Below are 22,713 nucleotides of genomic sequence, written 5' to 3'. Positions count from 1 at the left end.
CTTCAGTCCTTTTCTTGTCCTGTTCCGTCCATTGCTTCGCTGCCGGGTGCGCCGGTCAGGTCCAGCTCCAGGTAAAGCTCGTCCATACTGTCACCCATGCGGGTGGCAAAACCGGCATTTTCAAAAATGCCGAGCATGGGTTTGTTGTCCCGGCGCACGCAGGCAAACATTTTGCCAATGCCGCGCGCGCGGGCAATGGTTTCCATTTCTTTCAACAGGGTGGTGGCGATCCCCTGGCCGCGGCGGCTTTCCTTGATGACGAAGGCGACTTCACAGTTGTTATCTGCTTCGTAAAAATAATAGCGACCGACGCCCTGAATCACTTCGCTGCCACCGTCGTAGTCGGTAAAGCACAGCGCCAGGTCTTTGCGCTGGTCGACACTGACGAGACTGCAAGATTTTTCCCGAGACATCTGCGTTACGTGGTGGTTGTAACGCATCATCAGGGTTTCTTTGTTGTGGGTGTAGAAAAACTCCTGCAGCCGGCGTTCATCGGAAGGACGCAGTGGGCGCAGGGTATAGCGGATGCCGTCGAAGGTGTAACGCTTCTGTTCCAGAGCGCCCAGCTCCGGCACTGTGGTCGGCGCCTGTTCCTGATATTCCGGCACCCAGTAAAACTCGCGCACTTTTTCCAGTAGTTCACGGCGGAATTCCGGGTGTGCGATACGGATCATTTCCAGGGTCCGCTCACGTATGCTTTTTCCGCGCAGGGAGGCAATGCCGTATTCGGTCACCACAAAATGCACATGGGCCCGCGAGGTAACCACGCCGCCGCCGGGGGTAAGGGAGGCAACAATACGGGAAACCAGTTGGCCGTTTTTATCCCGCGCGGTTGAGGGCAACGCGATAATTGGCTTGCCGCCCTTACTCAGTGCCGCGCCGCGAATAAAGTCCACCTGACCACCGATACCACTGTACAGCAGACTGCCGATAGAGTCGGAAACCACCTGACCGGTGAGATCCACTTCGATGGCGCTGTTGATCGCGACCATTTTGTCATTGCGGGAAATTTTGACCGGTGAGCTGACATGCTCCGCCGGATACAGTTCAACATGAGGATTGCCGTCGACGAAGTCGTACAGCATTTTCGATCCCATGCAGTAGCTGGTAATCGTCTTGCCTTTGTGGAAGGTTTTTTTGCGGTTATTGATCACACCGCTTTTCATCAGCTGGGCGACACCATCGGAAATCATTTCCGAGTGCACACCGAGATCTTTGTGGTTGCCCAGGTAGCGCAATACGGCATCGTGTACTTTGCCCATGCCAATCTGCAGGGTCGAACCATTCTCCACCAATACCGACACATACTGCCCGATCTGCTCCACCGCCTGATCCATTTCCGGTGGCGGCGATTCGGGAATCGAGGCATCGGCGGTCATCCAGGCGTGGATCTGGTCACGGTGGATAAAAGTGTGACCGTTGGTGCGCGGCATGCTCGGATTGATCTGGGCGATCACTGTGCTGGCATTTTTTACCGCGGAGGACACCACATCCACACTCACACCCAGTGAGCAGTAACCCAATTCATCCGGCGGGCTGACCATAATCAGCGCCGCATCCAGTGGTAGAACATGGTCACTGAACAGTTTGGGCACTTCGGAAAGAAATGTCGGCGTATAGTCCGCCCGCCCCTCTGCTACGGCTTCGCGCACCGCGGTACCGCCGATATACAGGGCATTGACGCTAAACAGCTCGGCGTATTTACGCTCGGCCCAGAAGTTGTCAGACAGGGTAAAGACATGGGTGACCTCAATATCGTTGAGGCCACGACTGTTGGCGACCAGATCGGCCATCAACTCGTTGGGGACGGCGGCGTGGGAACCGAGAAAAATCCGGCAGCCGCTTTTCAGCAATTGATCCCAGGCGACGGGTTCGCTGGTTTTGGGGTTTGTCAGGGATGACATGCGGAAAAGAGCGCCTCCTGTCGAGTCGTGCAATAGTATGCAAGACTCGCAGGAGCCACAAGTGACCGCAACCTTTTGCTGGCTTCCAGGGATTAGCGGCCAGTAATGCGTTGTTCGCTGCGCGGGACCGCGCCGGCGTGGCGACATCCATTCAGGAACAAAATTGACTTCTCTTCCCTTAGTCCAATTTACAGTGCCAACGCCAGGCTGCGCGCGGCCTTCTCCATCGGCACCGGTGAAAAACCATTGGCAAACCAGGCCACCACCAGGTCTTTTTCGGGCGAAATATACAGTCCCTGCCCATTCATGCCGCCCTTATAAAAATCGCCATCGTGAAATACTGCATCCCACTGATAGGCATTGGCTCTCGGCGTTTCAGCAAACAACTTCTGCAACTTCGGACCGAGCACGCCTCTGGGATAGTTTTCCGGCTGCCCGCCAGTACGGATGTCATTCAATATTTTCTCTGATACCAACCGGGCTTTGGAAACACGGTTCCAGCTCGGGGTGTACAACATACCGAACTTGGCCATATCCATCAGGCGCGAGGAAATCAGCCCGTGGATGATGCCATTGCCCTGAGGTGAAAGGCCGAGCTGCGCATCCCCTTCCATACCCACTTTCATCCAGATGCGGTCAGACACAACGTCCGCTAGGCGCTGCCCGGTCACCGCCTCGATCACCAGTCCCAGCATTTGCGTATTGGCCGAGGAATATTCAAAGGCGCTACCGGGTTCACGCAGCTTGACGATTGCCAGCAACGCCTGATTATGGGTTTCACGTACCCCATCCACGTTGGGCAGACCCGCCTCCGCAACCATAAAGCGTGCGAAACTTGAATTCGGGTTGGCTCTCTGCTCCGGCCCCTCTTCCAGATCGAGACCGGTCTGCATATTCAGTACATCGATCAGCTTGATCTTTTCCCAGTCGCTACCGATTGCCGCCGGCAGATAGTCGGCCACCGTTTTGTTGACATCAATCCGGCCCTCTTCCTGCAACTGGGCGATCAGCAGGCTGGCTACCGGCTTGGCATTGGACATCCACACGTGGTTATCGAAGGGACGCATCCCCGGGTATTCTTCATAAACCACCTTGCCGCGATGGATAACCACAGCGCCCTGCAGCGGAGAGTCCTGCGCGGTGACCAGGTCGTGAAATTGCTGTTTTTTATCCTGCCAGGTGATCTCCTGGGTCTTAACCCATTTCTCTGGCTTGCGCGGCAGCTCTACCACTGGGCCAGCACGATAAATGGTCGCGTGGGGAAAATTCTCTGCCAGATGCAAATAGGAGTAGGCCCCTTCCGGGGTAACCGTGAGGAATTTTGGCAGATTCCAGCCGGCGCGCAGCTGATACGCAGTCTCTGCAGCATAGCCGTCAGCGACATCGCGCAGGTAACCGTTGGTTGTACTCTCCGCAGAGACCACCGCTGCCGCGGCCAGCAATCCGGCACAGCAGGTTTGTAAAAAATTCTTCATCGTATTCGCCCTCTATCCGGTAACTCGTGCAATTTGAAAGCGTGAAAATAAAAGGGCTATTGACCGGTCTCCGATCAATAGCCTTCCCTGCTAACTAATTTCTGGGTTCGATTCCTGAAAATTAGAAACGATACTTGGCTTCCACTCCGTAGGTTCTCGGCATTGCGTAGCCGGCCACGTAAGTGCCGAGGAAATCACGGAAGCTGTAGTTCATGTGATCACTGTCGGCGAGGTTGCGCCCCCACAGGTAAACTTCCCATTTATCGGCATCGTCCAGCAGACCAACGCGGGCGTTGATCAGGTCGAAGCTTTCCAATTTATCAAAGGCGACATCCACGGCGCCGTTGCTGAAGCCATCGTTGTTACTGGGATTGATGTAACGCTCGGAGGTGTAACTGTAATCCGTGCGCAGGAGTACCGTGGCCGCCAGAGCCGGCACCGGCACGTAGTACTGAACACCGAGGGAAGCGGTAGTTTCCGGTGCATAAGGCAGGTCATTGCCAGACGCATCGGCACCGTTGTCACCACCACCGGGGAAATGTTTGAAGCGCGCGTCCAGCAGGCCCAGCGCCGCGGTCAACTGCAGGTTATCTGTGGCCACGTAGGTCGCCTCCAGTTCGACACCCTTGCTTTCCACTTCTGCCGCATTGGTAATCGTCAGCGCCGTACCGCCACCGCCGAGTTCGATGTACTGGTTTACCTGATAGTCGTCAAACACGGAATTGAACAACGCCGCGTTCAGTCTCAGGCGGCGATCCAGCAATTCCGCCTTGTAACCCAACTCATAACTGACCACCGACTCAGTATCGAACTCGATATCATCCGGACTGCCGGTAAACTGGTTGGCATTGATGAAGTCGAGGTTATAGCCACCGCTCTTGATACCGGTGGAGGCGCGCGCATAGACAAAATTGTTGTCATCCAGCGAATAGTTCAGGCTGACCGTGGGGGAAAAGTCGCGATCGGTGCGAGAATCCCGCACTTCCCCTGTGGCGATATTGAAGATGCCCGAAGCACTGCCATCAATCGCCCAGTCCACATCCTTGGTCTCCAGGGAGTAGCGGAAACCGAAGCCGAGATTCAGGCGATCGGTGAGATCGTAATTACCATTGGCAAAGATGGCGTAGCTTTTTGTGTCGACGGTGCCACCGTAGGCAACTGCAGTAGAGAACGGTGTCAGCCCCAGAATGCCCGCGTGCTCCCCGGCCAGTGCGTTGCGCTCGGTGTCACTATCCTGGGCAAAGTAGTAGAGACCCAGCACATAAGACAGCGCAGAATCCGCCGGCGAAGTCAGCTGAAACTCCTGGGTGATCTGGTCATAAGTATCGTGGTAGGCGGTGTTCACCAGGTCCAGCTCGGTGAAATCCACATCGGTACCGTAAATCATGTCGGTACTGCGGAAAGCGGTAATCGACCGAAAGGAAAAACCGCTGTCCATGTCGTAATCCACCGTGGCGGAAGTACCCCAGAGTTCCTTGTCTTCCGGCACGGTGCGATTCTGGTACATCTCGTATTTGTTGTTGCCCTCGACCGGATAGCCCAAAGCAAACACGTGGGTCAGCGGTTCACCGTTGAAGCCCCAGCGATCCTGCGCCATGTAATCGGCCGCGAGATTCAGCGTCAGGTTGTCCGCCAGATCCGAGCGCAGGGTGACGCGTCCCGAGGTGGAATCACGGCCATTGACGTCGTCGCCGTTGTACAGATTCTTGATATAGCCATCGCGCTCGGTCTGGTTCAGGCTGAGCGAGACCGCAGTGCTATCGGACACAGGCAGATTGCCGCGGATCTGGAATTCGCGATTGTTGAAGTTGCCAATGTTGATCCCAAGATCCAGTTCCTGCTCATTACTGGGCTTGCGGGAAATCAGGTTCACTGCACCGGCCACGGTGTTTTTACCGAACAGGGTGCCCTGGGGACCGCGCAGTACTTCCACCCGTTCCAGGTCGAGTAGCCCCTGGTTCACCGCCGGTGACTGCCCCAGGTAAATCCCATCGAGATACACACCCACCCGGGTATCAAAGCCGATATTGCGGCTATTGGCACCGACGCCGCGGATGGTGATGCGGGAGGAGAAATCACTGTCCTGGCTGATCTGGACATTGGGCGCCATTTCGCCAAGATCTTTCACTTCCTTGATACCGCTCTGCTCAAGGGCGTTGGCACTCAGCGCAGCAATGGAGATGGGTACTTCCAGCGCGCGCTCCTGGCGCTTCTGCGCAGTGACTGTCACTTCCTCAAGAGTCGCATTCTGTGCGGCCAGGGACAGCGAGGGAATCAGGGTGGCGCCGCTAATGGCGAGGGCCAGCAGGCGGCGTGCATGCAAAGGCATAATTCGGGTGTTCATCGGCACTTTCTCTCAGGATTTATTGTTATCTGAATGATTTTGTCAGGGCAGCCCCTGACAGCTGTGCTCGATGCTAATATGCCCTTTCCGGGCATAACTGTCCGAATTCGGACACTCCAGAAAGAACCCCCCTCAGCTCGTCGAAAGTAAACTTTCCAGTGCGTTACAGTCATGGATGGTTATGGTGCCGTACCCCAGGCTGACCCAACCGGCTTTCTCCCACTTTTTCAGTTCCTGATTGATCCGCTGTCGCGTGGTCCCGGCCAGCAATGCCAGCTCCTCCTGCGATACGCTCAGGCTAACTTCCTGGTCACCAATACGGTACTCGGCATAGCCGGTGGCCAAATCCATTAGCCGCAAGGCCAGCCGCTCCGGCAGCGAACGAATCAGGCTGGCCTCAAGCATTCGCAGTCCGCTGCGATAGCGTTTGCACACCTGACGAATAAAGTGGCGATAAAGCCGCGGCTGTTCTTCCAGCAGCGCCTGAAACTTCTCTTTTGGAACAAACAGCAGCTGAGCGCTGCCTCTGGCCACGGCGTCACTGGGCCTGGGACCATCGTCAAATACGGAGACTTCACCCACCCAGCTGCCTTTCTCCAGGATGCCCATCACCGCACACTTGCCCTCCTTGCTGTTGATTTCCGCCACTACCGCCCCCTGTAAAATTGCGTAGAGGCCATCGGGCTCATCACCTTTGCTGTAGAGGTACTGGCCATCGGTAAAGCTCTTCAGTTTTGCGCCGGCAATCATCTGCTCGATCACATCATCGGGTAACCCCTGGAACCAGTGGCTATCCAGCAGGGTTTGCTTTATGTCTTCGTGTTTCACAAACAGAGCTCCATTCGCACCGGCCGGGACTTGTTATGTTACTGCCGCCTGAATTAAAGGCACATACATGAAAAAAACAAACGCAATCAGGTGACAAGATCACCATTCAGCGGGGAAAGACGCCCGTTTCCTTCAGTGCAGAACACACACTGGATCAACAATGGCACTGGTGACGCACATGCATTCGAAAGAAAGGGAAGGCTCAGGAAAGTTGCGCAGTCGCGATCAATGATCGCTACTGCGCACAGGTGAAACCTGGAATATAGCAGTGAGGAGGATCAGGCCTCGGCCATCTGCACCGGAATCGCGTTGGTGCTGCGCTCTACGCGGTTGCGCTCGTCCAGGTAGACCAGCCTGGGCTTGAATGTATCGGCCTCGGTTTCGGACATTTGCGCATAAGCAGCAATGATAATGCGGTCGCCAACCTGAACCCGGCGCGCCGCAGCGCCATTCATGGAAATGATGCCAGAGCCGCGCTCCGCCAGAATCACATAGGTGTGGAAGCGCTCGCCGTTGGAGACGTTGTAAATATCGATCTTCTCAAACTCGCGCAGCCCGGCCAGCTCCACCAGGTCTTCATCAATCGCGCAGGAACCGTCATACCACAGCTCCGCCTGAGTCACCGCCGCCATATGCAGCTTGCCCTTCAGCATCTCAATTTGCATAACGGACTCCCTCACATACTCAAAGATACGTTATCGATCAGGCGAGCACCGCTGGTGTACATAGCCCCCAGTAGTGTGATCTCGCGGTCATCGTGTGCCGCCGGCTGCAAATCCTTGCTGTTGCAGATGGAGAAATAGTCCACCTTGAAGCCCGCGTTTTCGATCCGCGTCCTGGCTTCATCCTCCAGCGCCGCAAAGTCCCGGCGACCATTTTCGATTTCGGTACGCGCCCAGTTCAATGACTGGTTCAGAATCGCTACCTTCGGGCGCTCCTCTTCGGTGAGATAGCCATTGCGCGAGCTCATTGCCAGGCCATCCGTCTCCCGGTGCACCGGTGCCGCCACTACCTCTACCGGCATACACAGGTCTTCCACCATGCGCCGGATCACCGCCAGCTGCTGGAAATCCTTGATACCGAAAACCGCCTTGTTCGGCTGCACGATGTTGAACAGCTTTGCCACCACCGTGGTAACGCCCTCGAAGTGTCCCGGACGGCTCGCGCCGCAGAGCACATCGGTCATGGCCGGGCAGATCACCTTGGTCTGCTGGTCCATGCCATTGGGGTAGATCTCACTTTCGTCGGGGTGGAACAGGTAGTCACAGTTGGCCGCGCGGAGTCTGGCCATATCTTCCTGCATGGTGCGGGGGTAGGTGTCCCAGTCCTCGTTCAGGCCAAATTGCAGGCGGTTGACGAAGATGGAGACCACCACCAGGTCACATTGCTGTTGAGCCAGCCTGACCAGCTCGATATGTGCGTCGTGGAGATTGCCCATGGTGGGCACGAAACCGATGGTCTTGCCATCGCGGCGGGCCTCTGCCAGCGCGTCGCGCAGGCTGGCCACATGGTGAAAAACTTGCATTGCCGGGGTTCCGCCAGAGGTGTACACGGGCGGCATATTACCCCCCCTCTCCCGACTACGACAAATTGGGAAACATTGGTCAGATTCGGTTTTTGCGACCTGTCTGGCAATTTTCTGGGGGCGATTCAGGAAGGATTCAGTGTACAGCCCGCAGAATGGCCCCCAATGACAGAGAAAGCAGCCCTTCAACACCCGGGGCTACCTGATAAGCCGCACCGGCGGCGATTGGAGAGAGACCATGAAAACACTGATCACTGCCATCACCACTGCCAGCCTGCTGCTGGTTGCCGGCCCGGCACTGGCGGACCGGGACGACCGCCACCACCGCAATGACCGCGACCACAAGAACCGGTTTGTCCAGGAGCAGCGCGGGCACCACAACAAGGTGCGCGATATCGAGAATCGCAAGCAGAATCGCGACCAGAGTCGTCAAAAGCAGGATCACCACAAAGGTGGAAACAACTGGCGTGGGGATCACAATGGCAACCAGGACAGAAACCACACGCGCAAGGATGACCGCAAATACGTGAAGTATGTGGGTTACGACTCCCGCTATGACAAGAATCGCCACCGGGACGATCGCGGACACGGGCACGGCTACAAGCACAATGACCGCCATTACAAACCCCGACATAAACCGCATCACCGCCCGCACAAGCACCGCTGGCGCCCGGCCCACTACGGCTATGGCTATCGCTGGACTCGCCTGCCGCAGCACTATGTAAGCCTGACGTTTGGCGGTCTGGGGTATTACTTCAGTGACGGTATCTTTTACCGTCCTTACGGCGCCGGCTATACCGTCGCCCACGCCCCGGTCGGTGCCCTGGTGCACACCTTGCCGACGACTGCGGTAACCGTAAGCTTCAACGGCCTCAGCTACTACACGGCTTATGACACCTATTACCGCTGGGACAACCACCGCCGCGGCTACCTGGTGGTGGCCAACCCGGGGTTCTTCTAACCGGGCACTCGGCAAGAATTCCCTTCACAGGATGTCACTGGCCTTAGTCACAGGCACAAACCCCAACTAACCGAATATTGATTCGGTTTTATCTCCGGCGACTCTGTAAAGAGTCGCCTTTTTTTACATTTCCGCTTCACCATCTCGCCACACTAATTCCTGCAGGGCTTGCCGTTACCGCACGGCGACAGCGGGACAACGCACAATTTTCTACCAATTCAACGGAATCTGCGCCCCACACTCGCAATTCACGGTTTTTCACCCTATAAAACCGAACAAAAATTTAATTTTAATCTTTGAAAAAGGTTATTTTTCTTTTCTATAGTTATTGCTTTCCGCAAACTCTGGCCCCAAGATTCGCGCCCCTGATAACCCAGCAATTTACCGGACTAAAAAACCGTTCCTCTTTCCTAAAACGAGGCGCCATGAAACAAGAACAGATCGAAAACTGGACCTGCGAAGACTCCGCAGAGCTGTACGGCATCCGCAACTGGGGCGCCGGTTATTTCAATTTGAATCCGTCCGGCGAGATAACGGTTGAAGTCAAAAACGAGGCCGGCGACTTGCACGCCGTGTCTCTGCTCGACATTGCCCACGGCGCTACCGAGCGCGGCCTCGGCATGCCATTGCTGGTGCGTTTCGAGAATCTGCTCGACGCCCAGGTTGCGCGCATTAACAACTCCTTCCGCAGCGCCATCGAGAGCAGTGGCTACCGCAACAAATTCCGCGGCGTTTTCCCGATCAAGGTGAACCAGCAGTGCCAGGTGATCGAGGAGATCGCCAAGGCCGGTCGCCAGTTCGGTCACGGCCTGGAAGCGGGCAGCAAGGCAGAGCTGATTGCGGCACTGTCGATCCTCGACAATACCGACGCGCTGATTGTGTGCAACGGCTACAAGGACGAAGAGTTCATCAACCTGGGCCTTCAGGCACAGCGCCTTGGCGTACAGGTATTCTTCGTGGTGGAAACCCCCTCCGAGGTGGACACCATCATCCGCTGTGCCGAGCGCGAAAAGGTAGAGCCGAACATCGGTGTAAGGGTCAAACTTGCCAGCAAAGTGGGCGGCTACTGGAATGCCACCAGTGGCGACCGCAGTATTTTCGGTCTCGGCAGTAACGACCTGATCGCGATGGTGGACAAACTGCGCGACCACGACATGCTGCACTGCCTGAAGCTGCTGCACTACCATCTGGGATCGCAGGTACCGAACATCCGCGACATCCGCACCGGCGTGCTGGAAGCCTGCCGCTACTACGCCGACCTGGTGGAAGAAGGTGCAGCCATGGGCTACCTGGACCTGGGTGGCGGCCTGGCGGTGGACTACGATGGATCCAAGACCAACTACACCCACTCCAAGAACTACTCCCTGGACGAGTACTGCGTGGACGTGGTGGAAGCCATCATGGGCACCCTGGACAGCGAGGGCGTGGAACACCCGGTGATCATTACCGAATCGGGTCGCGCCACGGTAGCCTACTCGTCGGTGCTGCTGTTCAATATTCTGGACACCACCAGCTTCGAACCCATCGAGCTGGAAGAAGACCGCATCGGTGAAGACGCGCACCCGATGCTGAAGAATCTGCAGCACGCGCTGCAGAGTGTGACACCGAAGAATTTGCAGGAAAGTTACAACGACGGGCTCTACTACCGCGATGAAATCCGCGCTCTCTATCTGCACGGCCAGGTAAGCCTGCGGGATCGTGCGCTGGCGGAAAACCTGTTCCTGCAGTGCGCGCAGAAAATTCGCAAACTGCTGGACGAAGTGGAGCAGGTACCGATAGACCTGCAGGCACTGCCCGAGGTGCTGTCCGACATTTATTACGCGAATGTGAGCGTGTTCCAGTCGCTGCCGGATATCTGGGCGATTGATCAGCTGTTCCCGCTGGTGCCGGTACACCGCCTGAATGAGGCGCCGACCCGTTCGGCAATCATTGCGGATATTACCTGCGACTGCGACGGCAAGATCGACCGCTTTATCGATCGCCAGGATGTGCGCAAGACATTGCCGCTGCATCCATTGAGGGAAGGCGAAGAATATATTCTGGGAACTTTCCTGGTAGGTGCGTATCAGGAAACACTGGGTGACCTGCACAACCTGTTTGGTGATACCAATGTGGTGAGCGTGCGGATCGACGAGGACGGCCATGTGGATTACAGCCGTGAGATCCAGGGTGACAGCATCGCCGATGTACTCAGCTATGTAGAGTACTCGCCGCAGGATCTGTTCGAGCGTTTCCGCAAACTGGCGGAAAAAGCGGTAAAAGAGAAGCGTATCACCGCGCAGCAGCGTAAGGATATTTTGCATACTTACACGGCAAGCATGAGCGGTTACACCTACTTCGAGAAATAATCTATTGGTTTCCCCAATAAAAGGAACAGGGAGAAAAAAATGGCCAATGTTCTGATTGTCGGCGCCGGCGGCGTCGGTCAGGTGGTTGCACACAAGTGCGCGCAGGTGGAAGAGGTGTTCGAGAACATCACCCTCGCCAGCCGCACCAAATCCAAATGCGACAAGATCGCCGATATGCTGCCGCGCAAGATCAACACTGCGGAAGTAGACGCCGATAACGTCGGGGAAATGGTCGCGCTGATCGAAAAGGTCAAACCGGACATGGTCATCAACGTGGCCCTGCCCTACCAGGACCTGCACATCATGGATGCCTGCCTGGAAACCGGCGTGCACTACCTGGACACCGCCAACTACGAGCCGCCGGAAGAGGCCAAGTTCGAGTACAGCTGGCAGTGGGCCTACCAGGACAAGTTCGAAAAAGCCGGCCTGATGGCACTGCTGGGCAGTGGTTTTGACCCCGGCGTAACCAGCGTGTTTACCGCCTATGCCAAGAAGCACCACTTCGACCGCATCAAGACCCTAGACATCCTGGACTGTAACGCCGGCGATCACGGCCTGCCGTTTGCCACCAACTTCAACCCGGAAATCAACATTCGCGAAATCACCGCGAATGGCCGCTACTGGGAAGACGGCAAATGGATCACCACCAAGCCGATGGAAGAAAAGCGGGTGTTCGAATTCCCCGAAGGTATTGGCGAAAAAGACCTCTACCTGCTGTACCACGAAGAGCTGGAATCCCTTTCCAAGCACTTCCCGGAAATCGAGCGCGCGCGCTTCTGGATGACCTTTGGTGCCAGCTACCTGAAGCACCTGGAAGTGCTGCAGAATGTGGGCATGACCAGCATCGAGCCGATTGAATTCCAGGGCCAGCAAATTGTACCGATTCAGTTCCTGAAAGCGCTGCTGCCGGATCCGGCGAGCCTGGGTCCGCTGACCAAGGGTAAAACCTGTATCGGCAACATCATCAAGGGTACCCCACAGGGCGGTGGCGAAGACAAGATTTACTACGTCTACAACATCTGCGATCACCAGGAGTGCTTCAAGGAAGTCCAGTCCCAGGCGATTTCCTACACCACCGGCGTACCGGCGATGATTGGCGCCAAGATGATGATGGAAGGCAAGTGGATGAAGCCCGGCGTGTGGAACATGGAACAGCTGGACCCGGATCCCTTTATGGCCGACCTCAACAAGTACGGCCTGCCTTGGCAGGAAACCTGGCTGGACAAGCCTTTCGTGTAAAAACCATCAATCCCGGATCGCGAGATCCGGGATTTTTGCAATAGCCAGAAGCGAAACGAACTCTATGGATCTGACGCCCCGCAAAGACTACTTTGGCGAATTCGACCCCAGCCGTGTGCCTACCCCCTGTTTCGTGGTGGATGAAATCGCCCTGCGCGACAACCTCGAAGTGCTGGCCGACGTGCAAAAACGCAGCGGCGCCAAGGTACTCGCGGCATTGAAAGCCTTTTCCATGTTCAGCATCGGCCATATCGTTGCTGAATACCTAAGTGGCACCTGTGCCAGCGGCATCAATGAAGCAAAACTGGGCTTTGAAGAGTACGGCGGCAGGGATCTCGGAAAAGAGGTACACGTATTCAGTGCCGGCTACAAAGAGCAGGAATTAAAAGAAATTCTGGGCTTTGCCCACCACGTAATATTCAATTCTTTTTCCCAGTGGAAGCGCTACAAAGACATATGCTTGGAAGCGCAAAAACAGCGCCCGGAATTGCAGTTCGGATTACGGATCAATCCGGAGCATTCGGAAGGCCACACGCCGATTTACGATCCCTGTGCGCCCTGTTCGCGCCTCGGCATCGTGCGTTCACTGTTTGAAGGGGAAGACCTGACCGGCATCAGCGGCCTGCATTTCCACACTTTGTGTGAGCAGGATTTCAAACCGCTGGAGCGCACCATCAAAGCGGTGGAAGAAAAGTTTGGCGACCTGATTCCGCAGATGCAGTGGATCAATTTTGGTGGCGGCCACCATATCACCCGCTGCGATTATCAGGTAGAAGAGCTGATCAGCGCGGTGAAAGCGTTTTCCGAAAAACACAAGGTGCAGGTTTACCTGGAACCCGGTGAAGCGGTCGCGCTTTTCTGTGGCGTACTGGTGGGTGAAGTGGTCGACCTGACCTGGAATGGCAAGAACCAGGCAATCCTCGATGTTTCCGCCACCTGCCATATGCCGGATGTGATCGAGATGCCTTACCGCCCGGAAATTACCGGTGCCTGCCTGCCGGAAGAGCTTCCCCACGCCTATCAGTTAGGCGGACAGAGTTGCCTAGCGGGCGATCGCATTGGCGAGTACAGTTTTGCCGAGCCGCTTAACATTGGTGACCGGATTGTGTTTGAAGAGATGGCCTATTACACCATGGTCAAAACCAACACGTTCAATGGCATACCACTGCCTTCCATTGCCTTATGGAATTCGGATACCGATGAATTGCGCGTGATCAAAGAATTTGGATACGAGGACTTCAAGAACCGTCTGTCCTAATCCCGGCATATTTTCTTAAGCACAGAAACAAAATGCGAAGGCAGAGCACCGGGTACAGGTTTTCAGGATCGTCGGCAACAGGGACGTTGCCGACGAAGCGTACAGGGATGTATTCCCAGGGGGACGCCTAGTTCGGTCCTGAAAACCTGTACCCGGTGCTCTGCCGCCACCAAAGGTGAATCAAAACCCATGCACCAAGAAGACCCCAATATTTTCCTCGGCTCTGAAATCGAGCAGCCTAAGCCGGAAGATGCCCTGTTCCATATCCTGCCGATTCCGTATGAAGAAACCGTCTCCTACGGCGGCGGCACCGGTAAAGGGCCCTCATCCATCATCGAAGCGTCCCACCAGCTGGAGACCTACGACAACTTCTCCTATCCCTGCGAGCTGGGCATCTACACCCGCGACGCCGTGGATGTCAGCGGCTCCGCAGAGCAGGTAATGGAAAACATCGCCAGCGCCACCAGCGAAATCCTGAAGCTCGGCAAAATGCCCGTGGGAATTGGCGGTGAACACTCGGTCACCTGGGGCATCATCAAAGGCTACCTGGACGCCGGCATCACCGACTTCGGCGTGGTACAGATCGACGCCCACGCCGACCTTCGCGATCGCTACGAGGGACACAAGCACAGTCACGCCAGCGTCATGCGCCTGGTGTGCGAGGCGGGGATCCCGCTGTACCAGCTGGGCATCCGCGCCTACTGCGAAGAAGAGATGGAAGCGCGTAAACAGTACGGCGTGCACTATCTCGACGCCCACCAGTTGGTGCCGACCCAGGTGCAGTCCATCGAGCTGCCACAAGACTTCCCCAGCAAGGTGTTCTTCACCCTGGATATCGACGGCATGGATCCATCGGTCTTCCCGTCCACCGGCACCCCGGTACCCGGCGGTCTCGGCTGGTACCAGACCCTGAACCTGTTCGAGTCCGTGGCCAAACAGCGCGAGATTATCGGCTTCGACCTGCTGGAATTCGCCCCCATCGAAGGTTTCCACGCCTATGAGTTCGGCGCGGCTCAGCTACTCTACAAGCTGATGGGGATAGTCCAGCGCAACCGCACCTGACCGCCGGGAGAGATTGCCCAATACTCCTGCCGGACGGCCATTGCAGGCTGGCTCCCCTATCACGTATTGATGGCCGGGGAGTCACCTGCTCCGGGCGCGGCGGGCTGACAATTCTTAACGATCAGCCGCCAGCCACCCGTAGCGCAGCGCCCCGATAGCGGTTATTATTTGTTCAATAGTAAGTGCTCGCTTCGCGGGGGATTTAATGAAAAAAGCGGTAAAAATTCTATTGTTCAGCGCAGGCCTGGTGACGCTTCTGTCGTTCGCCTTTGCCGCACCTGCCGATGCACGGGGCTACCATGGTCACGGCCACGGTCACGGATATGGACACCGGCACGGCTACTGGGGACCGCGCTACCGCGGCCCGCGCATCGGCTTTGGTATTGGCGTGACGGTACCGGTATTGCCCGGCGGCTTCGTCAACCTGGCGGTAGGTGGCAACCCCTATTACTACGGCGCTGGCCGCTTCTATCGCCCGGGGCCCGGTGGCTATGTCGTGGTCGCAGCGCCGCTGGGTGCGTCGGTGCTGACCCTGCCCGGCAGCGCGGTGCAGGTACAAATTGGCGGCTTTACCTACTACCAGTACGGTGGCGCCTATTACCAGTGGCAACCGCCGATCAATCGCTATGTGGTGGTTCCGCCGCCGGCTGGCGTGACAACCACGACCACCACCGTCACCACCACAACTGGCCCGGCACCCGGCGGCGCCATGTTCAACCCGGGACAGGTGGTTGAGACATTGCCCACTGGCTACACCGCGGAAGTCATCAACGGCGTGCAGTACTACCGCTATGGCGGCCACTACTTCATGCCCACCCAACGGGATGGCCGCGAGGTCTACGTCGTCGTTCAGGTGTGACCGCTGCGCGAACGCGCAGATAAACCTAGGGGCCCTCGGCGGCCAGCCCGTGATAGCGGGCGAAATCGCCGAGGGCCTTGTTGAATCCGGCCAATAGCCCACTCTTCGGTGTCTCGCACCAGTGCAGCGCCTTGATCCGCAGTATTCCCGCCTCGCGATCCGCCTTCAGGTCCACCACGCCGGCAAACCCGTCCCGATACAGAATTGGCAGACAGAAGTAACCAAACTTTCGCCTGGCCGCTGGCACGTAGCATTCCAGCTGATAGTCGAAATTGAACAGGCGCTTGAGCCGCTTTCTCTGCAAGACCAGAGGGTCGAAAGGTGACAGCAGGCGCACCTTGCGCGGCACCGGCGGCGGTTCACACTCCAGGTCTTCCACCAGAACCAGTTCCTCACCCAGCCTGGCCAGCTCACCGCTTGCCAGCATCTCCTCGACCGCTCCCGCCACCAGCGGCTTGTCGTGTTTGCGCAGGTATCCAATCTCGCCGGTACGCCCTATTCCCTGGGCACGCAAATAGGTTCGCACCAGGTAGCGTCCGTATTCTGCCGGGCTGGCCGCCGCGGTTTCCACAGTTGCGGGCAACAGTCTCTCAGGCAGGTCGAACACCTTCTGGAAACCCTCGCGATGGCTCACCATCAATTCGCCCTCGTGGAACAATTGCTCCAACGCCTTCTTTTCTTCACTCCAGGTCCACCAGCCACCCTTGGTGCGCACGAAATCGCTGGCCCTGAGCGGCCCCTCGGCGCGAATCCGGTCCAGTACAAAACGGCACAGTTTGGCGTTTTTCTCGAACCAGTGTTTCTGTCCCTCGCGAATACTGTCCATGCGCAGGCGCGCAAACCGGTAGTCCTCCATGGGCAGGTAGGCAGCGGCGTGGGACCAGTACTCAAAAATATGCCGTTGCCGCTCTGCATCGGCCAGTGCCCGGATTATCCCGGCTTCGCGCAGCCTCGGCAGCCGGGTGTGCAGCTGGTGCAGATGCGCACGTGTGATCACCTGTATGGCATCCAGCTGCAGCGCCCCGAGATGGCCGATCAAGCCGCCCACATCGTCGGGCCAGGGGTTGTATACATACTGGCGCGCCAACACCAGTGCGCGGGCGCGATCCGCTGGCAGTGGTGGCACTTTGGTATAGGCTTTCAAGAATCACCGCTCTCGTATCTGGCTCAGCCGAAATTGGGATATTACAGAGAATAAACAAGGAGCATCGTATGAACCACCGACAAGGTTCACTGGCGTTACTGGGTATCCTCAGCTGCCTGCCGGGCTATCTGACGGCCGCAGCCTGGACGGAAGGGAAATGGATCGACCTTTCCCACGACTTCGCCAAAGACACACTCTACTGGCCCACGGCGGACAAATTTGCCAAGAGCACGGTATTCGCCGGGGAAACCGACAAGGGCTATTACTACTCCGCCTACAATGTGGCTGCCGCAGAGCACGGCGGCACCCATGTGGATGCGCCGGTCCATTTTGCGCGCGATCATATCAGCGTGGACAAAATTCCCCTGGAGCAATTGATCGGCCCAGGTATTGTGATCCGCGTAGAGGATCAGATCGGCAAGCGGGATAAGTCGGACCGAAACTATCTGATTTCCATCGCCGATATCGAGCGCTGGGAAAAGCAGCACGGCACTATCGAGAGTGGCAGCATCGTCTTGTTCGATACCGGCAGTGCCCAGTACTGGCCGGATGCAGAAAAATATATGGGTACGGCAGAGCGCGGCGAAGCGGCAGTGGATAAGCTGAACTTCCCGGGACTATCGCCGGAAGCCGCGATCTTTCTGGCAGAGAAGCGAGGCGTGAAAGCGGTGGGCCTGGATACCCCGAGTATCGACTACGGCGCCTCGCGCTTGTTCAAAACCCATCGGGAATTATTCAAACGGAATATTCCCGCACTGGAAAATGTCGCCAACCTGAAGGCATTGCCGGACAAGGGCTTCACCCTGATTGCACTGCCAATGAAAATTCGTGGCGGCAGTGGCGGACCAACCCGGGTGGTTGCCTTTCTGCCGGCACGCTGAATGTCCGGCACACTGATTGTCCGGCGCGTTGAATTTTCAGGAGCGTGCCGCTGCGGAGGGTAATACCGCCGCCGCGGACTGTTGCCGGACCAACTGCAGATACAGCACCTGATAGGTTGCCGGCAGGCCTGCCGCAGTGCGCTGGTGCTCGTAGGCTTCGGTCAGCCTGCGCAGTTTTTCCCGGCTCAGCAGTCCCTTGCCGGCCCCGTGATTTACATTGTGAGCGCCAATACTTTTCAGCTCACGCATCAGGGTTTTGACGTTGTCGAAATGCAACGCACGCTGCTCCCTGGTCACCACGCATTTCAGCTGATTGTTCACGCAGGCGCTGTGCCAGTCTTCTGCTGGCAGGAAGCGATTCACATGCACATTCCTGTCTACTGCCGCCCAGCTGGTTTCGAGTTCCTGCAGGGTTCCCGGCAGCAGAGTGGAAATCAGTGCATTCCCCTCGGGTGACATTACCCGACGAATTTCCGCAAACAACGGCGGCAAGCGATAACACCACTGCAGGGCAAAACTGGAAAATACCAGATCGATACAGTTGTCCGCCAACGGCAACTGCTCTGCGTCCGCAGCCACATAGCCGTTACTGACCGGGCGATGTTCGCGGGCATAACCCAGCATCTCCGGGGCCAGATCCAGCGCGATAATGTGTGCATCCGGGAAGCGCTTGCGCAACAGCTCACTGCCGTAACCGGTACCGCTACCCAGATCGAGAATACGTTTTGGCGCCCAGCCGTCGCCGGCGCGGCTGATTAATTCGCGGCACACCGCCCGCTGCAGGTAGGCAGCGGCATCATAACTCTGGGCAGCGCGGCCAAAGGCGCGGGCCACGGAGGATTTTTCCAGCGGCGCAGAATGCAATTCCTGCGCGACAAAACTTTCGATCAGCGCGGCTAAGGTTGCGGGCTGGCTCAGATGCGGGCAGTGACCCGCCCCGGCGATCACTTTTACCTGCGCGCTTGGGATTTTGGTTTCCGGGACTTCGATTTTGTGTACCGCCGCCGGCGGTACCAGCGCATCGCCTTCACCGAAAATATGCAGGGCGGGAACCTCAAGGGTTTTCAATAAGTCGCGGTTATCCAGCTCGCCCAGACAGTCCAGCGCATGGCTCCAGCTGTCGGGGATGGATAACGGCTGCCAACCCTTGAGAATTTTCAACAACCCGCGTATTGCGGAATCACCGCGGGCCTCCAGTCCACAAAAACGCTGCCAGTTTTTTTCCGGCATGGCGCGTTGCGCGCGGCAAAAATCCGCGAAGGTCGTTTCGTCCATGCCCGGCCAATCGTTTCGGGCAACAAAGCTGCCGTTGGCGGCAATGGTGATCAGCGCGCGGACTTTTTGGCTGGTCGCCGCGAGCCGCACGGCCAACATGCCACCCAGAGACCAGCCCAACAGCAGGCAGTCATCGGGCAACTGTGAATCCAGCTGTGCAACAAGCGTTTCGGTATCCGGCCAGGATTCCTCGATGCGCGCACCGAAGCCCGGCAATTCAATATTGGTGACTTTCCCAGTAAGACCTTTCAACTCATCCAGCAGCGGCTGCCAGCAACGGGCATCCCCGCCCCAACCATGAATCAGCGCGATGTTCATGCCGGCACCTCCACAGGCGCAAGCGCAGCAGACAGCGCGCTTAAAAGACCATCAATCTGCGCTTCGCTGTGTGCCGCGGATAGCGTAATACGCAAACGGGCCGTGCCGGCGGGCACGGTCGGCGGGCGAATCGCGCCCACCAGATAACCCGCATTGCGCAATTGCGCGGCCACATCCAGCACTCTCTGTTCACAGCCGAGCACCAGTGGCTGAATCGCGCTGCTGGAGTTTTCCAGTGGAAGATTGCGCTCGGCGGCGCGGCGGCGGAAGTAGTCGATACGCTGCACCAGTGTCTGCTGCAGTGGTGCCTGCTGCATCAGCTCCAGCGCGCGCAGGCACCCGGCAGCTACCGCGGGCGGCATACCGGTGGTGTAGATATAGGTGCGCGCAAACTGGGTAAGGTAATCGATCAGCGCCTGCGAGCCGGCAACAAAGGCACCGGCGTTACCTGCCGCCTTGCCCAGAGTACCCATCACGATGGGCGCAGTATCCTGGTCGAGTCCGGCGGCAGCGGCGCTGCCGGCACTGGGGCATTGTTCGCTGCCCATAACACCGAAGCCATGGGCCTCGTCCACCATCAGCCAGGCATCGTATTTTCGGCACAGCGCCGCCATTTCGGCGAGCGGCGCGATGTCGCCGTCCATGCTGTAAACGCCATCCACCGCCAGCAGCATCCTGCCATCGCTTTTGTTGCGTGCACGCTGTAGCTGGACATCCAGCGCAGCGAGGTCATTGTGGGCGAAACGCAGATACTGGGCGCCACTGATACGACCACCGTCGATCAGGGAAGCGTGATTGAGTTTGTCCTGCACCACGAAATCGCCGCGGCCGACGAGTGCATTGATGATCCCGACATTGGCCATATAGCCGCTGCCAAACAGCAATGCTGCCTCGCGCCCGGTCATCTCGGCGATTGTGTTCTGTAATTGCTGGTGGATTGCGAAGTGACCATTGACCAGGTGGGAGGCAGTGGCTCCCGCGCCCAGCAATGCACCGCGCTGTTGTGCAGCAATCACTTCAGGATGGGTGGCGAGACCGAGGTAGTCGTTGCTGCTGAAGGTAATCAGCTCAGCGCCGTCGACAACCGCTACAGGCCCCGGCGCGGCATCGAGGATTTTGTGCTCACGGTACAACTGCTGCGCCCGGCGCTCGGCCAGGCGCGTGTTGAGAAAATCCTGCAGACTGGACAAAACTGCGGCTGCGCTTACGCCTTGGCGGCGTCGTAGAAGAATTGATCGTTCTGCTGCTCGGCGATCTGTGCCTGCAGCTCTGCTTCCACCGCAGTCTCATCTTCGTACTGCTGGTACTCCTCCGGCTTGATACCGAGGCGGTTAAACAGCTGCATATCCTTGTTGGCTTCCGGGTTGCCGGTGGTCAGCAGTTTTTCACCATAGAAAATGGAATTGGCACCGGCAAGGAAGGCCAGCGACTGCATCTCATCGTTCATGGACTCGCGGCCAGCGGACAGGCGCACGTGGGACTTTGGCATCATGATGCGAGCCACGGCGATACAGCGGATAAACTCAAACGGATCGAGATCTTTGTTGTTTTCCAGTGGCGTACCGGCCACTTTCACCAGCATGTTGATGGGCACGGACTCCGGATGTTCGGAGAGATTCGCCAACTGCATCAACAGACCCGCGCGATCTTTTTCCTCTTCCCCGAGGCCGATAATGCCGCCGGCACAGACCTTCATGCCCGCCGCACGCACATTCGCCAGGGTATTCAGGCGGTCTTCATAGGTACGGGTAGTGATGATATCGCCGTAGTATTCCGGCGAGGTATCCAGGTTGTGGTTGTAGTAGTCCAGGCCCGCATCCGCCAGGCCCTTGGCCTGCTCATCGGTAAGCATGCCGAGCGTCATGCAGGTCTCCAGCCCCAGCGCCTTCACCTCTTTCACCATCTGGGTGACATAGGGCATGTCTTTTTTCTTCGGCGAGCGCCAGGCGGCGCCCATGCAGAAACGGGTAGCACCGCTGGCCTTGGCCGCGCGGGCCTCTTCCACCACCGCTTCCACCTTCATCAGTTTCTCGCGCTCGAGACCGGTATCGTAGCGGGCGCTCTGCGGGCAGTAGGAACAGTCTTCCGGGCAGGCGCCGGTTTTGATGGAGCAAAGGGTACTCACCTGAACCCGGTTAGCATCAAAGTGCTGGCGGTGCACCGTCTGTGCGGTGAACAGCAGATCGTTGAACGGCAGCGCGAACAGATCCAGTACCTGCTGGCGGGTCCAGTCGTGGCGGACCTGGCCGTAAATGGACGAAGCGGAAGACATTTGCGGGTTGGCAGTCACAGGAATTATTCTCCTCGGGCGACGGGACCGGCAGGACTCAAGTGAGACTTCTGAGTCATGGCAACAAGTCACTACGTCGTGGCGCTTCTAGCGCGGGTTTCCATTAGATTCCGTAAAGGCCTGCCAGTGTAGCGGTGGCCCCTTCGCTGTCAACCAAGAGAACCAGCTTTGGTTTACAGGTCCCGTTTTACCGATAGGCGATCAGGGAGGATTGCGATGTCGATACGGAGAATATTGAGCCAGATCGTTGACCGCTCGATCGACCGACACCTGGCACGCTGCCTGCTCTGTGGCTCTGCCGAGGAGGTCCGGTTCGGCACCTGCTCACCTTGCCACCAGGACCTGCCCGCTCTGGGCCACGCCTGCCAGTGCTGCGCGCTACCGCTTGCAGAGGCAACCGACCGGCAATGTGCCGGCTGCCTGCAACAGCCGCCACCCCAGGCCTGCAGCCACGTCTGCTGGTACTACGCCTATCCGGTGGCGCAACTGATACAGCGCTTCAAATACCAGCGCGATTTCTCCGCCGGCCGCACCCTGGCAGAGTTGGCAGCGTTTCAGCTCGCTCCCCAGATAAAAGGCGAACATCGCCCGGATCTGCTGGTGCCGGTTCCCATGCACTGGCGCAAGCAACTGTTCGAACGGGGTTACAACCAGGCCCAGCTGATCGCGAACATTCTCGGTAAACACTGGCGCATCCCGCTGGATAACCGCGCACTGCGCAAAACCACCGCCACAGACAGCCAGCAGAAACTCAGGCGCACCCAACGGCGCAAGAACCTGACCCACAGCTTTGTCGCACACCCGCGGGTCCGGGGCCTGCACATCGGATTGGTCGACGATGTGATTACCACCGGGGCCACCCAGGAAGCGGCAGCACAGAGTCTGCTGGATGCTGGCGCCACACGGGTGAGCAGCTATGCTCTGGCCAGAACCCCCTAACTTTCAACCAATTTGCCCTAGCGACCGCCCGGTACTCCTGTACCGTTTCCTAGACCCAAGTGA

18 protein-coding genes are annotated in these 22,713 nt (G+C 57.6%); 8 read left to right on the top strand and 10 right to left on the bottom strand.

Features of this window, described 5'->3' with window-relative positions; genetic code table 11:
* Positions 1-2: 2 nt before the first annotated feature.
* The 6 genes from GRX76_RS04215 to panC form a co-directional block, all read right to left on the bottom strand.
* Positions 3-1,904, bottom strand: a complete 1,902-nt coding sequence (locus GRX76_RS04215) for a bifunctional acetyl-CoA hydrolase/transferase family protein/GNAT family N-acetyltransferase (protein WP_160152161.1) — start codon at positions 1,902-1,904, stop codon at positions 3-5.
* A 188-nt stretch (positions 1,905-2,092) separates the two neighbouring features.
* Entirely contained in the window at positions 2,093-3,379 is a 1,287-nt protein-coding gene (locus GRX76_RS04210) for a serine hydrolase (protein WP_160152160.1), read from the bottom strand.
* Positions 3,380-3,500: 121 nt separating this feature from the next.
* Complete coding sequence (locus GRX76_RS04205) at positions 3,501-5,723, bottom strand: TonB-dependent receptor (RefSeq protein ID WP_160152159.1); 2,223 nt, start codon at positions 5,721-5,723, stop codon at positions 3,501-3,503.
* Between the two features lie 132 nt (positions 5,724-5,855).
* Complete coding sequence (locus GRX76_RS04200) at positions 5,856-6,551, bottom strand: Crp/Fnr family transcriptional regulator (protein WP_160152158.1); 696 nt, start codon at positions 6,549-6,551, stop codon at positions 5,856-5,858.
* Positions 6,552-6,829: 278 nt separating this feature from the next.
* Positions 6,830-7,216 (bottom strand): aspartate 1-decarboxylase, encoded by a 387-nt coding sequence (gene panD, locus GRX76_RS04195; RefSeq protein ID WP_160152157.1) that lies wholly within the window; start codon positions 7,214-7,216, stop codon positions 6,830-6,832.
* Positions 7,217-7,227: 11 nt separating this feature from the next.
* On the bottom strand, positions 7,228-8,076 hold the full coding sequence (panC, locus tag GRX76_RS04190; RefSeq protein ID WP_160152156.1) for a pantoate--beta-alanine ligase: 849 nt from the start codon (positions 8,074-8,076) through the stop codon (positions 7,228-7,230).
* Between the two features lie 238 nt (positions 8,077-8,314).
* Here panC and GRX76_RS04185 point away from each other — a divergent pair, with 238 nt between their 5' ends.
* From GRX76_RS04185 to GRX76_RS04160, 6 genes are all read left to right on the top strand, one after another.
* Positions 8,315-9,037, top strand: coding sequence for a DUF6515 family protein (locus GRX76_RS04185; protein ID WP_160152155.1), 723 nt, complete (start codon positions 8,315-8,317; stop codon positions 9,035-9,037).
* Between the two features lie 425 nt (positions 9,038-9,462).
* The gene (speA, locus tag GRX76_RS04180; RefSeq protein WP_160152154.1) at positions 9,463-11,385 is read left to right on the top strand and encodes a biosynthetic arginine decarboxylase; all 1,923 of its coding nucleotides are present in this window, start codon (positions 9,463-9,465) and stop codon (positions 11,383-11,385) included.
* Between the two features lie 39 nt (positions 11,386-11,424).
* Positions 11,425-12,624 carry a saccharopine dehydrogenase family protein gene (locus GRX76_RS04175; RefSeq protein ID WP_160152153.1) on the top strand — a complete coding sequence of 400 codons (1,200 nt, stop codon included), beginning with the start codon at positions 11,425-11,427 and terminating at the stop codon, positions 12,622-12,624.
* Positions 12,625-12,688: 64 nt separating this feature from the next.
* Positions 12,689-13,882, top strand: a complete 1,194-nt coding sequence (nspC, locus tag GRX76_RS04170) for a carboxynorspermidine decarboxylase (RefSeq protein ID WP_160152152.1) — start codon at positions 12,689-12,691, stop codon at positions 13,880-13,882.
* A gap of 189 nt (positions 13,883-14,071) precedes the next feature.
* Positions 14,072-14,944, top strand: a complete 873-nt coding sequence (gene speB, locus GRX76_RS04165) for an agmatinase (RefSeq protein ID WP_160152151.1) — start codon at positions 14,072-14,074, stop codon at positions 14,942-14,944.
* A gap of 205 nt (positions 14,945-15,149) precedes the next feature.
* Positions 15,150-15,803, top strand: coding sequence for a DUF6515 family protein (locus GRX76_RS04160; RefSeq protein WP_160152150.1), 654 nt, complete (start codon positions 15,150-15,152; stop codon positions 15,801-15,803).
* 25 nt (positions 15,804-15,828) lie between these two features.
* On the opposite strand, the gene GRX76_RS04155 is transcribed toward GRX76_RS04160, so the two are convergent.
* Positions 15,829-16,947 carry a winged helix-turn-helix domain-containing protein gene (locus GRX76_RS04155; RefSeq protein ID WP_160152149.1) on the bottom strand — a complete coding sequence of 373 codons (1,119 nt, stop codon included), beginning with the start codon at positions 16,945-16,947 and terminating at the stop codon, positions 15,829-15,831.
* Between the two features lie 68 nt (positions 16,948-17,015).
* On the opposite strand from GRX76_RS04155, the gene GRX76_RS04150 reads away from it, so the two are divergent.
* Positions 17,016-17,828 carry a cyclase family protein gene (locus GRX76_RS04150; RefSeq protein WP_160152148.1) on the top strand — a complete coding sequence of 271 codons (813 nt, stop codon included), beginning with the start codon at positions 17,016-17,018 and terminating at the stop codon, positions 17,826-17,828.
* Between the two features lie 36 nt (positions 17,829-17,864).
* Here the strand turns inward: GRX76_RS04150 and bioC are convergent, their stop codons facing one another.
* Genes bioC through bioB form a run of 3 tightly spaced genes read right to left on the bottom strand, consistent with a single transcriptional unit; the run spans position 17,865 to position 21,693 of the window.
* Entirely contained in the window at positions 17,865-19,421 is a 1,557-nt protein-coding gene (bioC, locus tag GRX76_RS04145; protein WP_160152147.1) for a malonyl-ACP O-methyltransferase BioC, read from the bottom strand.
* Complete coding sequence (gene bioF, locus GRX76_RS04140; protein WP_201276905.1) at positions 19,418-20,611, bottom strand: 8-amino-7-oxononanoate synthase; 1,194 nt, start codon at positions 20,609-20,611, stop codon at positions 19,418-19,420. The genes bioC and bioF overlap by 4 nt, the downstream gene beginning before the upstream one ends.
* Before the next feature lie 14 nt (positions 20,612-20,625).
* Positions 20,626-21,693, bottom strand: coding sequence for a biotin synthase BioB (gene bioB / locus GRX76_RS04135; protein ID WP_160154800.1), 1,068 nt, complete (start codon positions 21,691-21,693; stop codon positions 20,626-20,628).
* Between the two features lie 234 nt (positions 21,694-21,927).
* Here bioB and GRX76_RS04130 point away from each other — a divergent pair, with 234 nt between their 5' ends.
* Entirely contained in the window at positions 21,928-22,650 is a 723-nt protein-coding gene (locus GRX76_RS04130) for a ComF family protein (protein WP_160152146.1), read from the top strand.
* Positions 22,651-22,713 lie beyond the last annotated feature (63 nt).

The organism is Microbulbifer sp. ALW1 (genome assembly GCF_009903625.1).
In the GTDB taxonomy this organism is placed as follows: Bacteria; Pseudomonadota; Gammaproteobacteria; order Pseudomonadales; family Cellvibrionaceae; genus Microbulbifer.
The sequence above is the reverse complement of the archived record's forward strand: the minus strand, read 5'-3'. Positions and strand labels throughout refer to the sequence as shown.

What these genes read in the sequence shown, in the direction of transcription:
- speB (WP_160152151.1), top strand. Translation starts at nt 14,072, where the DNA reads ATGCACCAAGAAGACCCCAATATTTTCCTCGGCTCTGAAATCGAGCAG.
- GRX76_RS04150 (WP_160152148.1), top strand. Translation starts at nt 17,016, where the DNA reads ATGAACCACCGACAAGGTTCACTGGCGTTACTGGGTATCCTCAGCTGC.
- GRX76_RS04130 (WP_160152146.1), top strand. Translation starts at nt 21,928, where the DNA reads ATGTCGATACGGAGAATATTGAGCCAGATCGTTGACCGCTCGATCGAC.
- GRX76_RS04210 (WP_160152160.1), bottom strand. Translation starts at nt 3,379, where the DNA reads ATGAAGAATTTTTTACAAACCTGCTGTGCCGGATTGCTGGCCGCGGCA.
- GRX76_RS04215 (WP_160152161.1), bottom strand. Translation starts at nt 1,904, where the DNA reads ATGTCATCCCTGACAAACCCCAAAACCAGCGAACCCGTCGCCTGGGAT.
- bioC (WP_160152147.1), bottom strand. Translation starts at nt 19,421, where the DNA reads ATGAACATCGCGCTGATTCATGGTTGGGGCGGGGATGCCCGTTGCTGG.
- nspC (WP_160152152.1), top strand. Translation starts at nt 12,689, where the DNA reads ATGGATCTGACGCCCCGCAAAGACTACTTTGGCGAATTCGACCCCAGC.
- panD (WP_160152157.1), bottom strand. Translation starts at nt 7,216, where the DNA reads ATGCAAATTGAGATGCTGAAGGGCAAGCTGCATATGGCGGCGGTGACT.
- bioB (WP_160154800.1), bottom strand. Translation starts at nt 21,693, where the DNA reads ATGTCTTCCGCTTCGTCCATTTACGGCCAGGTCCGCCACGACTGGACC.
- GRX76_RS04185 (WP_160152155.1), top strand. Translation starts at nt 8,315, where the DNA reads ATGAAAACACTGATCACTGCCATCACCACTGCCAGCCTGCTGCTGGTT.
- panC (WP_160152156.1), bottom strand. Translation starts at nt 8,076, where the DNA reads ATGCAAGTTTTTCACCATGTGGCCAGCCTGCGCGACGCGCTGGCAGAG.
- GRX76_RS04175 (WP_160152153.1), top strand. Translation starts at nt 11,425, where the DNA reads ATGGCCAATGTTCTGATTGTCGGCGCCGGCGGCGTCGGTCAGGTGGTT.
- GRX76_RS04160 (WP_160152150.1), top strand. Translation starts at nt 15,150, where the DNA reads ATGAAAAAAGCGGTAAAAATTCTATTGTTCAGCGCAGGCCTGGTGACG.
- GRX76_RS04205 (WP_160152159.1), bottom strand. Translation starts at nt 5,723, where the DNA reads ATGAACACCCGAATTATGCCTTTGCATGCACGCCGCCTGCTGGCCCTC.
- speA (WP_160152154.1), top strand. Translation starts at nt 9,463, where the DNA reads ATGAAACAAGAACAGATCGAAAACTGGACCTGCGAAGACTCCGCAGAG.